The following is a 12,195-nucleotide window of genomic DNA, read 5'->3' as shown; positions in this document are numbered from 1 at the left end:
AATGGTGGAAATTCCACGGTCATCGCCTTTGTCAGAGCCATCTTGTAAGGTCTGAAGCGCTATAACAACGAAGGCCCGCTCACACTGTTCAGCCAATTGTCTGCAACATTCCGGTGTTTCAGGACGGGCGTCGAGATGTTGCAAAACGCAACCGGGAAGGAGGCCGGATGGCCGAGGACATGGGATCGACGGTGCCCCGACGCAGGCTCGGCAGGGCGCTGCGTGACCTGCGCAACGAGGCGGGGATAACCCTCGACGCCGCCGCCGAGGCGCTGGAGTGCAGCAGGCAGAAGGTGTGGCGGATCGAGAGCGGGCTCGGTTCGGCGCGCAGCGTGGACGTCCGGGCCATGTGCGAGCTGTACCGGACGAAGGGCGATCTGACCCGCGCACTCCTCGCCCTGGCCGGCGAGACCAGGGCGAAGGGCTGGTGGCACGCCTACGGCGACGCCATCCCAGACTGGTTCGAGTTATACGTCGGCCTCGAATCCGCCGCCTGCCGGATTCGGCGATACGACGAATCGCTGATTCCTGGTCTGTTACAAACCCGAAGCTATGCGCTCGCCGTGTATCAGCACCGTTCCGAGGTGACCGAGGATGAGCGGGAACGCCTGGTTCAGGTGCGGCTACAGCGACAGGCGCTGCTGACACGTCGGCTGCCGGCAGCGCCAAGGATGGATGTCGTGATCTCGGAGGGCGTGCTCCTGCGGATCGTGGGCGATCGACCGGCGATGGCTGAGCAATTGCGCCACCTGCTTGATGTTGGCGAGCGGGGATCCGTGAGCATCCGGATCCTGCCACTCTCGGTCGGCTTGCACCGAGGCGTTGAGGCGGGCACCTTCGTGATGCTGGAGTTTCCCCTGGGCAACCGCGCCACCCCAGAGCCCCCGGTGATCTACAGCGAGTCGTGGACCGGAGCGCTCTACCTCGACCGGCCGGAGGAGTTCGCCGCCTACGAGAAGGTCTGGGTGAGCCTGGAGCAACTCGCCCTTGATGAAGGACAATCAAGGCACCTCATCAACAAGATCATCGAGGAGGTCCACCATGGTTGATCTGACCGGCGCGCATTGGCGCAAGAGCACCCGCAGCGGCAGCAACGGCGGCGACTGCGTCGAGGTGGCCAACAACCTGCCTGGCATCGTCGCCGTACGCGACAGCAAGAACCCGGAAGGGCCGTCGCTCACCTTCGACCCCGCCGCTTGGAGCACGTTCGTCGGCGCACTCCGCCGCTGACTCCGTACCGAGACCGCCCCCGGCAGACCCGCCGGGGGCGGTGTGTGCCCACCCAGAGCCTTGAGCCCGTGTGGGCAGCCTGAAATGCGTAGGCTAGTCAGAAATCCGACAATTCTTCGCCGGAGAACTCTTCCATCATCGCAGCCTGAGAGGCAGCCGAGACTATCGTGGAGTAAACGATCTGACCAGGCTCAGGCTCGATCCCAAACTCGCCCTGCGGCTCGGGAAGCCAATCACTGTGTGCGACGTGCGGCACGGAACCGAGAATCACAGCAAGCAGGCGAGGGTCAATGAATCCCTCAGCAGTGACCGCAAGGTAGGCTTCGCCGTCACGGGCCCTGACTAGGGCGGCGATCCTATGATGGCTGAAGGTCGCTGTGCACACTTTGCCGGTTTTTATCGAAGCCGCGATGGCCTTCCTGACTACCGTATTGATGCCCAGAGTTACCTGCACAGCCAACTCGGCTCTCAGCCGGCGGATGTCCACCTCAGCAGGCAGAAGATGCCCGGAACTCGTGGAGCCCGTACCCCGGCCGGCGCGCGTCACCTCTGCCTTAAGCGACCGGTAGAAGTCATCGCCGCTGTCCTCCTGACGCTTGCCGGCCGCTCCCATCCACCACCGCGCACCGGCTTCAGCGATCTCCGGGCCGTGGTCGACGGCATGATCAAGTTCCGTGACGGCACCACGGAAAGAACTGACTTTGACCTTGAACCAGACCCAGTCTTTGATCGCCCGAATACGTTCTGCGCTACCGGCTCCAACCTCTTCCGGAACCTGCTGCGACTTCGCAACGAGAGCATCCTTGACTTGGTGCAAGGGAAGCTCCAGGGCAGGAAAACTCAAGCCAAGATCCGATAAGCATCGCTTAGTCGGCCTCACGAAGTAGGGGGTGGGCTGGCTCACTCCGCGATATTAGCCCAAACCCTCGCACTAGAACAGCGCAGGGACGGCACGGCCAACGAATTACTTCGATTCCGAGAAGCCACCAAGTTCGTCGAGTTCGCTGCGCGACATTCCTGTCAGAAGAGCGACAGAGCCAGCGGTGGAGCCATCAAGCTGACGAAGAGCTTCGCCCACTGCCTGCTGGATCTCCGCACGATGATTCTCGATGAACTCACGCACTGCAACGTCAACGACATCCTTCTTCGAGCGACCGAGGAAGTGAGCAGCATGAGAGATCAACTGGTCGGTCTGGGTATCTACCTTGATCGGCGTGGCGGCGGTAGCCATTACTCCCCCTCTTGGTGGACAGGTTACCCAAGTACCAAAGTACCAGCCACCCCGGTTGGCGCAACCGAGACAGCGATCCTCACCGGCCAACTCGGAAACGGACAATATTACGGAAACCCTGTGAGCGACGCAGTCCAGGGCACCTGGGCCGAGCAGTACCTATGCGGCAGCCTCCTTGCGACAGCACCTGGACGGCCCAGACGCTCACCTTCAGCCGCACCGTGTGTTCCGCCTACGTCCGAAAGATCAGACCAGCTCGCTGACGGTCGCGAAGGGGGGATCAGTTCTTGCGTCTGAGATCCAAGCCGTAGACGAGCAAGCCCGCGCCCACAACCAGGCAGGTCATCATGACGAGGACCCGGCCCTTGGGGGAAGCCGGGGTGAACCAGAAGGTGATCAGTTCCTGTATGCCTGCCCCAAGGAAGGCGCCGCCGAAGGCCAGGGCCGACGTGCGCCAGGTGTCGCCGTCGGTGCGGATTAACTCCTTCGTGGCGGCATCGATGTGAATCTTGGAGACGGTCTCCAGGCCACGCAGGCGGGCGATCCGGATGGCCCGAATCCCGATCTCCCTGATTAGACGGGTGTTCGCCTTGAGGAGTTCGGCCGCGCCCTGCCGGCCGAAGTCGAGCGGGGTGTCGCCACCGGTCAGTTCCTCTTGGATCTGCCGCAGCGCCTCATGCAGATCCCTGGTGCCCCCTGCGAAGTCGAAGGGCGCACCGACCGAGTCGTCGCCAGCGCTCCAGCCATCCGTCCCCGCCCCGTCCCGGCTGGCGGTCTCCGTCATCCTCGCACCCCCGGCCGGCCGGAAATCTCGGACGTAAAGTCCTGCTGGCGCTCTTCCAACGCCCTGAACAGGTCCCTTGCGACAGTCGCTCGATGGGCCACCAGCGAGTCGATGTTCTCCTTTTCGAGCATTCGGACGACGCGATCGTGGCCCGTGACGCCCATCAGGATCCTCATCAGGGCGGGAAGCATCTCGATCAGGATGATCGTCAGGCGGAGGGTCCACTCAGCGGCAGCTACGTATCCCCCCTCGGCGGTCAGCTCGCCCAGGGCCTTCAGTCGCTCGATAATGCCGACCTTGCCCTGGCTCTGGCGTGCCCTGGCGACCTCTGTCTCGATCTCCCCCTCGACATCTTCGGAGGCACGGGCCAGGAACTGCCCCGATTCCTCGCGAAGGGCAGCGGTCGAGGCGTTCAGCTTCCGTAGCTGGTCCTGCTTGTCGGAGAGGCCGCTGTCTCTGGCATAGCGATCCGCGATCTGGCGCTTGAGCATGCAACTCGGCCCTTGGCCCGGCCTGCCGCTAGCGCTTTCGCCAGCTTTCCCGGTGCATTCCTTGACCGCCTCCTGTTGGAGGCGACTGGCCTCGGAGGAGATCAACTTGATCTCCGCCTGGAGCGTCGCAGCCTCCCGTCTGGTGCGCGATAGATCATCGAGCTTAACCAGCACCGGATCGAATGAATCCAGCCGCCGCCCTTCACACGCCGGGGAGTCGGGGACGGGCGGCGTCCCGTCGGCCACAAGGCCGTTGCAGGCCCGCAGCTCGCTTTCCAGTCGCAGGACGGACTCCTGCCTCGATCTCGCGACATGCTCCTCGATGGCGGTGTGGAAGATGCCCAAGAGCAACGGCTCAGCCAGGATGACTCCGAGCAGGACCGCCAACGCGAGCCTGCTCAGGGTCCTCGAAATCGCCTGCCGTACGGCGCTGACGCCGGAGGCCGTAGCCAACCACCGGTCCAGGCTGAGGATCAGGGCTCCCCAAAGCAGCGCGATGAACGGGATCGACCAGTTGAAATAGCCGAAGGAGTAGTAGAGGGCCAAGCCGAGGGACAGCGTCGCAAAAGTGGTCGTGATCAGCACCACGGACCCGAGGCTCGTGTACCGGATCCGCTCGCTGGGCACCAGGGTGAGGATGTCCTCGCGCGCCCCGGCCAACGAGCGCAGGAGCCGCGTGACACTGAATGATCGAATGGAGTGGCCGCTCAATTGGTCTCCAGGTTCGCTCTACTGGCCTCGTCCACCACTGTGAGATCAGCCGTTCGCGTGCACCGCCAGGGTGGCGCGGTAGGCGCCAAGCTGAGAAAGCTCGGCATCAACGAGGTCGGTGAAGAACTGTGCGGGTGAGCCGGGGAAGCCGGGTCGCTCGTCGGCGTACCACTGGTGCAGCCACGGCTCCAGCTCGGCGATGCCGGCGAGCAGCGGCAGCAGCCGCTCCGCCGGCCAAGCCGCCTGCAGCTTCCGGTCCAGGTAGACGGTCGCCAGCGCCTGTGCCTGGGCGAGGTGGTCCCACCCAGCCCAGCCGAGCAGTTCCGTGCCGTCGTTGTCTCGGCCCGCCTTCGGGTACGAGATGAACCGCTCCTTCGGCACGTCGAGCTTGCCCCGCGCCCGCCAGTACGACGGCTTGGCGAAGTCGGCCGAGGTGTACTTCGGCGGCACCGCGATCTGCACGTCCTCGCCCGCGTCCTCCAGCCGCTGCTGCATCCAGGTCCGCTCCCACTGCGCCCGCTTGCGCAGCCCGGACGACTTGTAGCGGTGGACGGGGAGGTAGGGCACGTGCTCGTCGGCGACCAGCTTCGCCAGCGTCTTCGTCAGGTCGTAGTCGTCGCGGCCGACCCACAGCTCCAGCACCGACCGGAAGTCCTCGTCGTGGCGCACCTTGTCGGCAAGCTGTGCGACCGACTGCGGCGTCGGCCGGTCACCCCACAGCTCGGATGCCTCCAGCCGGTCCAGCAGCCAGTCCCGCAGCGCCTTGGCCTGCATCGCGTCCCAGCCCTCGGTGGCCCAGCGCCGCTTGCATTCCGGCCGCTCGATCAGCGCGATGTTGCGATCCGACTCGATGACCTCGATCCGCCGCTGCACCAGCGCTCGGTAGTCGTCGGGCCAGTGCGCCGGCAGCTCCGTGATCGGCGTCGACCCGTGCCGCCCGAACCACTGCGTCTCCACCTCGCCGGCCGCCATCTTCCGCGCCAGCACGATCTCGAACGCCCGCTCGCCCAGATTCAATGCCGGCGGCTCGGCGCAGGCCAGCTCCCCCTCAAGTAGCCCGTAGAGCCGGTAGACCTCCCAGTCCAACTCCTCCTGCGCTGCGATCATTCGTGCGCGGGTCGCGTCGTGGTCGGCGTGCGCCGCCCGCAACCGCTCCCGAGTCGGCACGCCGGACTCCGCGACCGCTGCCGGGGTCAGGACGGCGAGTTGCTGCGCCAGCGAGTCGAGCAACCGCGCCCACACCACCGGATACACCTCCGGCAGCGAAAACTCCTGAATCTTCGTACCAGTAAACTCGTACCGATCAGACCACTGTTCTGCGCTGACTCTTGCTCCGTCTCCCCCGATCGGATCACCGCCCTTTGGGTAGCTGACCTGCTTGAGCCAGAAGCAGGCGGTCGAGCTGTTCAGCACCCCAAGCAGCCGCAGATGGTCATCCTCCGTCGCCCCCTCCGGCAACTTGATCACCGGCGCCGACTGCTTGAATACCTTTCCACCACGATCTAGCACAAAGTGGTTGTGCGTCGCCACGAACGCGAAGGCGATGGACAGGGCCGTCCGATAGGCGGAAGCAGTGTGCTGGTGATACTCCCACCAGCGAAGGCCGGCATCAGCCATGCTTCCCTGGAAGGTTCGCCTCGCCGCCAGCATCGCCTTCCAGGGCCACAACTCAACGGAGAGTCCTGCCTCATCAAGGGCCGCGTCGTAGGGATACCAGATCGTGTCTTCGGGGGACGAGTTCCAGTCACGAACCACCTCGCCGATCAGCAGTGGGCGCAGGGCGTCGGAGTGGGCCGAGGTCCGGAGCTTCCGGCCGAGCGGTCGCATGAAAGCTTCATCAGCCCCGGCCCTGATGGCACGCCCTACGGGTAGGTCGATGAGCTTCGACATCTTGATCGCATCAGCCTCCAGCACAGCAACCAAATCGCCTGCCCCGCCCCCGCTGAGACTCCACGGGTGTGCGGCGAGCCGATCACGCGGAAGGCCGATCACGGTCACCCAGTCGGACGGGGTTGACGGGTCATCCACACCCGCCTTGATGGCTGACCACACCAGCCCTACAGCGGGGTCTTCCGGCTGGGCTGGTTCTCCTCGAATACCGAGAACAGTCAAAACGGTTCGAGAGTGCCGGCGGTCCTTGGGCCGTCCGACCAAAATCACGGTTGGCGTGCCGTGGCCGGGGATGTAGGCACCGGAGGTGTCGATGACCTCGGTCAACTCGACCTTGTGAGAGAGGTAGTTCTCCACCAAATGTTTGCCGAACTCGCGTTTCATGAACCCGTTACCGGTGATCTGGCCAACGTGTCCGGCACCCTCGCCGTGCTCGTCAGAGCGCTTGGCCAGGTCGAAGAAGCGTTGGGCGAACGGCACCGTCAGCGCGTACTGCCGGTGACAGACATCGGGGTACTCACTCCGATAGCGGTCGTTCAGCGCCTTGTCCTTGACGGTGATGTACGGCGGGTTGCCGACCACCACCGTGTACTGCCCCTCTTCAAGGTAGGCAGCCAGCACGTCGGCGTCCTCGGTCACGTACGCGAAGGCGTTCCCGCCCTCCAGCTCGGCGAGCATGTCCCCCTGGTGCCGGGATTTCCGCCCCCAGTGCAGCAGTGAGTCACCGGTCGCCACCCGCACCGTCCACGCTGGCGTGCGCTCCAGCGACGTCAGCCCGCACTCCTTCATCGCCGCGATCAGCAGCCGGAACCGGGCGATCGCCACCGCGAACGGGTTAATGTCCACCCCGGTGACCTGCCCGAGCGCCCGCTCCACCAACTCCCGGATGTCGGTCGCCGGCTCGCGCTTCCGCCACATCCTCACCAGCCGGCCGAACGCCCCGAGCAGGAAGTGCCCCGACCCGCAGGTCGGGTCGATGACCGACGTCTCCGGCAGGCCGAACTCCTTCACCGCCGGCTCGAACGTCCGGTCGAGGATGAACTCCTCCACGAAGTCCGGCGTCTGCAGCAGCGCGTACGTCTTCTTCGCGTGCACCGACAGGTCCTGGTACAGGTCGCCGAGGAAGCGGGTGTCGAGATCCTCGACCCGCAGCGACGCCAGGCCCGGCCCACGCCGGAAGAACTCCGACAGCCTCTCGGCCGCCTCGCCGGAGATGTCGAACCGCCACACCGGGTTGCGCTCGTCAAAGATCTTGCCGGTGGCCCGCAGCCCGCGCAGGTACTCGAACGCCTCGCGCAGCCACTCCCGGTCGTTGTGCCGGGGGTTGTCGATCAGGTACTGCTGGCGGTGCTGCACCGCCCGCTCGGCCGGGGCCGCCAGCTCCGGCCCGCCGATCCACAGCGGCTCGACCAGCTCGTTGTCCTCGCAGAAGCGCACGAACACGCAGCCCAGCACCCAGGCGACGGCCGCCTGGTCGAGGACGTCCTCCAGCCAGGTCTCGAACGTCCCCGCAGTGCGCTTCGCCTCTTTCGCCCGGGCGTGCTCCTTGTCCAGCGACGACTTCAGCTCGGAGTCCCGGGCGACCTGCCCGCGCAGGTCGTCGGTGAGCGCGGTGACCTGAGCCTGCAGGGCCTTCAGGGGGATCATCGGGGAACGTTCCTTCTCTCCAGGGCGGGGGCGTCGCTCCGCTCCTCGGGCAGCCACAGCGTCTGGCTGGCCGGGGAGGTGAGCGGGAGTTGCTGGCCGTCGAGCAGGGCAGACTCGGTGCGGCGGACGGGCACCAGCAGCAGCCGGGCGGCGGGGCGGGGCCGGGTGGGGTCGGCCAGCTCCTGGACCAGCCGGAGTTGCTGGTAGCGGGCCAGCGGCGCGGCCTCGGTGATCAGCACCGGCCTGTCGGTGTCGGCGAGCGCCCGCTCGATCGTCGGCATGACCTCGTGCTGGAACAGCTCCACCAGGGACCGGAAGTCGGCGTCGGTCGACCGGCCGGTGTCGGCGGCGACGATCACCTCCCAGGGGAAGCCGAGCGACCGCAGCCGCTCCAGCATGATCGCGGTGACGTCGACCTCGGCAAGGTCGTACCGGTCCAGCAGCGCCCGACGGGCGCGGCCCGGCCGCCGGATCGAGGTGAGCAGCACCAGGAAGCCGCGCCGGTCGATGGCGTCGGTGAGCCGTTGGCGGGTGCGCTCGTCGGCGTCGGGCTCCAGGATCGGCCCGATCGTGCTCAACGAGCGGGTGCCGGTGACCGACGAGGTGCGGTCCGGCGGGACGTACCGGCCGGTGGCCGCATCCCAGAACAGTGGGATCTCCCGCAGCAGGCCGTCCAGCTTCGGCCGGGGCGGCAGCTCCTCGGCGCGGGGGAACCGGGTGTGCACTCTGGCGCGTACCGTCTCGGGGTCGAGGCTCTGGCCAACCAGCGCGCCCGAGGCGAGGCGCAGCGCGCGCTCGGCGGGCATCTTCTCCGCCGGGTAGAGCTGGCCCTGCGCGTTGACGGCAGCCTCGCCACCGCTGCCGGCGGCGGCGAGTTGGAGGAGTCGCGCGTCGCTCAGCGGCGGCATGCCGGCCGGCGGGGGTTCCAGCGCCCGCAGCTCCTCCACGGCACGGGCCCGGGTGGGCAGCGGGTCCGCGCCGGCCAGGACTGCGGCCCGGCGGCCGAGCCGGGTCACGTACCCGAGCAGGTCGTCGGCCGTGCGCTCGGTGCCCGGGTCGTCGGGCTCCCGGCCGATGAGCACGGTGTCGCCGCCGCGCAGCCGCTGCATGGCCAGCCGGGCATCGCCGCCCCGGGCCAGCTCGGTCTCCACGGCGGCGCGGACCAGGCCGATCGCCTGGGCCGTGCGCTTCGGCTCGGCCGTGTAGGAGCCGCGGGCGGCGATCAGCGCCTCGGCGATCTCCTCGCCGGACGCCACCCCGCCGCGCCCGTCGAGCAGCGCGACGATCTCGTCTTGGACGAGGCCGAGGGCGGCGTTCGGCTGCCAGTCCCGGGTGACGATCCGCTTGAGCAGGGTGGAGATCTGTGGCTGCTGCTTGCCGGTCACCCGGGCCACGTCCGACTGGGACGGCCAGCGCAGGTGGCTTCCCTTGTCGTCGGCGGCCTGGCCGAGCAGCACCTGCACGGCCGTGCGGTGCCAGGCGATCCGGCCGGTCACCTCGGGCAGCAGGGTGGCGCAGAGCGCCTCGACGCCCTGGGCGTACGGCCGGACCGGAGTCGCCGGCTCGGGCTCGGCCTCGAGCAGGTCGCGCAGTTCCCGGGTGCGGGCCAGGATCTCCTTGCGGGTCGCGTCGGGGACGCCCCGGGCGCGGGTCAGCGCGGACGGTTCGGCGTCCAGCAGCTCGCCGACGGTGGTGATGCCGAGCCGCTCCAGGGCGGAGCGGGCCCGCGCGGTCAGCTCGGTGGCCTCCAGGGGCGAGCTGCGGCCCAGCGGGGCGACCGCGCCCGTGTCGTCGGTGGGCGCCGCCGGCTCGGGGATCTCCCGGAACACCGCCCGCCAGGCGTCGGTCATCTCGTCGAGGGTGTCGAACCGGTCGGCGGTGTCCCGGGCGAGGGACTTGGCGAAGAAGGCGACGAGCCGGTCGGCGACCGAGGAATCGAAGGCCGCGGGGTCGAGGGTGACCTCGTCGGGGACGGTGGCCGGGTTCGCGCCGTCACCCCACCGGGGCAGCGCGCCGGTGGCCATCTCGTACAGGGTGACGGCGGCGGCGAAGCGCTCGGCGGCGGCGTCGAAGCGCAGCCGGCGCGGCGGCCCGAGGAACGGGTCGAGGTAGGCGGTGGTGCCGGCGGTGAGCTGGTCGGCCGGCACGGCCGCGAGGGAGAAGTCGAAGACGCACAGGTGCGGCTGCTTGTCCTTCGGCCGGGGGCGGGACGCGAGGTTGGCCGGCTTGATGTCCCGGTGCCAGACGCCTTGCCCGTCCAGGAAAGCGACGATCTCGAGCAGGTCCCGGCCGTAGCGCTCCAGCAGGCCCAGCGCCAGCCGGCCGCCACGCAGGTCCTCGGCGAGGGTGCGCTCTCCGGCGTTCTCCAGCAGCAGCGCGGTGCGGTTGCCGACCTTGATCGGGCCCTGCACCAGGGCGGCGACCCGAGAGTCGCGCAGCCTGTCGACGGTGTGGGCCTCGGCGGCGAACCGGTCGGCGTACTGCTCGTCGCGGGCCACCTTGAGCACCAGCTCGCGCCGGCCCTCGGGGGTCTGCTGGGCGACGGAGAGAGCGATCGCGGTGGCGCCGCTGCCGAGGTTGCCGAGCACGGTGAGGCCGCCGTCGAGCACGTCGCCCCGGTGGGCCTGCAGCGGGTCCAGCACCGGCTCGGGCTCCGGCGCGGTCAGCTCCTCCCAGACCAGGTCGATCCAGGTGAGGAACTCCCCGACCCGCTTCATCCGCTGCGCCGGGTCGCCCCGGGTCGCGTCGTAGACGGCCGAGACCAGCGCGTCCGGCATGCCGTCGACGACCGCGTCGAGGTGCAGGCCGCCGTCGGCCACCGCCGCGAGCAACTCCTCGGCGGAGGCCGCCGGCTCGGCCCCGGCGAAGATCCGGTACGCCAGCGCACCGAGGGAGAAGATGTCGAGCTGGTGGCCCGGCAGCTCCTCCAGGATGGCCGCCTCGGGTGCCTGGTAGCGGCGGACCACGTCGTCGAAGAACAGCTCCAGGCTGGCCGGGTCGGTCGGGGAGCCGAGCGTGGTGACCCGGGTGCCCGGCAGCCGGCCGCCGGTCTGCCAGTCGGTCACCACGAGGCTCGGGCGGGCGCTCTCCGGGTCGCAGACGAAGACGGCCCGGGGGCTCAGCGAGCGGTGCGACAGCCGCCGGGAGTGGGCGTGGTCGACGATCTCGGCGAGGTCCTGCACGAGCTGCAGCCGCTGCGCGAGCTGCAGCCGGCCGTCGCGCTCGGCGAGCCACTGGTCGAGGCGTACCCACTCCTGGCGGTGGTCGAAGACGACCGCCGGGCCCCACGGGTGCTCGACCAGGTCGAGGGCGCGGGCGATACCGGGGTGGTGGATGCCCTGCAGCAGCCGGAACTCCCGCTCCGCGGCGAGCTTGATCTTCGGTACGTCCTCCTCGGCGGCCCGGCTGGTCAGGTAGAACCGGACCCGGCGCAGCAGCTCGGCACCGGCGGTGTGGTCGGCGAGGAAGTCCTGCCAGCCGATGCCTTCGGCGAACGGCCGCTGGTGCAGCACGAGCTGATTGACCCGGCGGTCGGCGACCGAGGGGCGGATCCGCGCTCCCCGGACCATCTCGAAGATCTGCCGGCCGCGCACCGCGTCGACGTGGTGCCGAACGTCGACCGGCTGGGCGAGCAGCAACTCCTTGAGGCCGGGCAGCTTCGAGTTGCCGCCTTCGAGCCCGTAGACGTGCTGCCGGCCGATCTCGTCCAGCTCGGAGCGGAAGTTGGCGGCGTGCAGGAAGACCGCCGCCTGCACGTAGGGGACCTTCGCGCCGTGCGGGGCGTACTGCTGGATGACGCTGCGCAGCCGCTTCGCCTTGCGGTTGGCCAGGATCAGCGGGCTGTCGATGACCTGGGTCCGCCCGTTGGGCATGTGCCGCCGCCACTGCTGGCCGTCCCCCGACACCCGGCCCTGCCAGTGCTTGAGTTCCAGCACGTAGAGGCCGCTGCGGGTGAGCACCAGGGCGTCGACCTCGTTGATCGAGCCGTCGGTGCCGACGAACTCCACGTTGGCCCAGACGCGGTAGGGCTCCGCGTCCGGCAGGTATGCGGCCAGCTCGCGCAGGCCCTCCTGCTCGTGCTGGTACGCACTCGGATTGATCTGCTCCCAGCGCGGTGAGTCCTCACGCATGCCGCACCGTGCGTTCCTGCGCGATCATCAGTGCCACTCCCGGATAACCAGACCGTCCTACAGCCCGGTGGACGGTACCGT

At 68.4% G+C, this 12,195-nt stretch carries 8 protein-coding genes; 2 read left to right on the top strand and 6 right to left on the bottom strand.

All coding sequences use genetic code 11. The annotated features are described in order from the left end of the window. Positions 1 to 167 precede the first annotated feature (167 nt). Together OG617_RS20955 and OG617_RS20950 are read left to right on the top strand one after the other, a co-directional pair. Entirely contained in the window at positions 168 to 1,049 is an 882-nt protein-coding gene (locus OG617_RS20955) for a helix-turn-helix domain-containing protein (protein WP_405094745.1), read from the top strand. Next, entirely contained in the window at positions 1,042 to 1,230 is a 189-nt protein-coding gene (locus OG617_RS20950; protein ID WP_405094744.1) for a DUF397 domain-containing protein, read from the top strand. The genes OG617_RS20955 and OG617_RS20950 overlap by 8 nt, the downstream gene beginning before the upstream one ends. Before the next feature lie 97 nt (positions 1,231 to 1,327). Here the strand turns inward: OG617_RS20950 and OG617_RS20945 are convergent, their stop codons facing one another. The 6 genes from OG617_RS20945 to pglW all read right to left on the bottom strand — a co-directional run bounded on the left by OG617_RS20945 (position 1,328) and on the right by pglW (position 12,114). Further along, entirely contained in the window at positions 1,328 to 2,134 is an 807-nt protein-coding gene (locus OG617_RS20945; protein WP_405094743.1) for a hypothetical protein, read from the bottom strand. Positions 2,135 to 2,194: 60 nt separating this feature from the next. Further along, a complete protein-coding gene (locus OG617_RS20940) occupies positions 2,195 to 2,461 on the bottom strand; it encodes a hypothetical protein (RefSeq protein ID WP_405094742.1) in 267 nt (88 codons plus the stop codon). Between the two features lie 280 nt (positions 2,462 to 2,741). Beyond that, positions 2,742 to 3,245 carry a hypothetical protein gene (locus OG617_RS20935; RefSeq protein ID WP_405094741.1) on the bottom strand — a complete coding sequence of 168 codons (504 nt, stop codon included), beginning with the start codon at positions 3,243 to 3,245 and terminating at the stop codon, positions 2,742 to 2,744. Then, entirely contained in the window at positions 3,242 to 4,396 is a 1,155-nt protein-coding gene (locus OG617_RS20930; protein ID WP_405103855.1) for a DUF4407 domain-containing protein, read from the bottom strand. The genes OG617_RS20935 and OG617_RS20930 overlap by 4 nt, the downstream gene beginning before the upstream one ends. A 96-nt stretch (positions 4,397 to 4,492) precedes the next feature. Next, entirely contained in the window at positions 4,493 to 7,984 is a 3,492-nt protein-coding gene (pglX, locus tag OG617_RS20925) for a BREX-2 system adenine-specific DNA-methyltransferase PglX (RefSeq protein ID WP_405094740.1), read from the bottom strand. After that, positions 7,981 to 12,114: a BREX system serine/threonine kinase PglW gene (gene pglW / locus OG617_RS20920; RefSeq protein ID WP_405094739.1), complete on the bottom strand. Its 4,134-nt coding sequence runs from the start codon at positions 12,112 to 12,114 to the stop codon at positions 7,981 to 7,983. Before pglW ends, pglX begins: the two co-directional genes overlap by 4 nt. Positions 12,115 to 12,195: the final 81 nt, after the last annotated feature.

The organism is Micromonospora sp. NBC_01412, from assembly GCF_045040215.1.
In the GTDB taxonomy this organism is placed as follows: domain Bacteria; phylum Actinomycetota; class Actinomycetes; order Mycobacteriales; family Micromonosporaceae; genus Micromonospora; species Micromonospora rubida.
This window is presented reverse-complemented; position numbering and strand designations above follow the sequence as displayed.

Bases quoted from the DNA above. Each gene is read 5' to 3' on its own strand.
- OG617_RS20935 (WP_405094741.1), bottom strand. From the start codon at position 3,245: ATGACGGAGACCGCCAGCCGGGACGGGGCGGGGACGGATGGCTGGAGC.
- OG617_RS20950 (WP_405094744.1), top strand. From the start codon at position 1,042: ATGGTTGATCTGACCGGCGCGCATTGGCGCAAGAGCACCCGCAGCGGC.
- OG617_RS20955 (WP_405094745.1), top strand. From the start codon at position 168: ATGGCCGAGGACATGGGATCGACGGTGCCCCGACGCAGGCTCGGCAGG.
- OG617_RS20940 (WP_405094742.1), bottom strand. From the start codon at position 2,461: ATGGCTACCGCCGCCACGCCGATCAAGGTAGATACCCAGACCGACCAG.
- pglX (WP_405094740.1), bottom strand. From the start codon at position 7,984: ATGATCCCCCTGAAGGCCCTGCAGGCTCAGGTCACCGCGCTCACCGAC.
- pglW (WP_405094739.1), bottom strand. From the start codon at position 12,114: ATGCGTGAGGACTCACCGCGCTGGGAGCAGATCAATCCGAGTGCGTAC.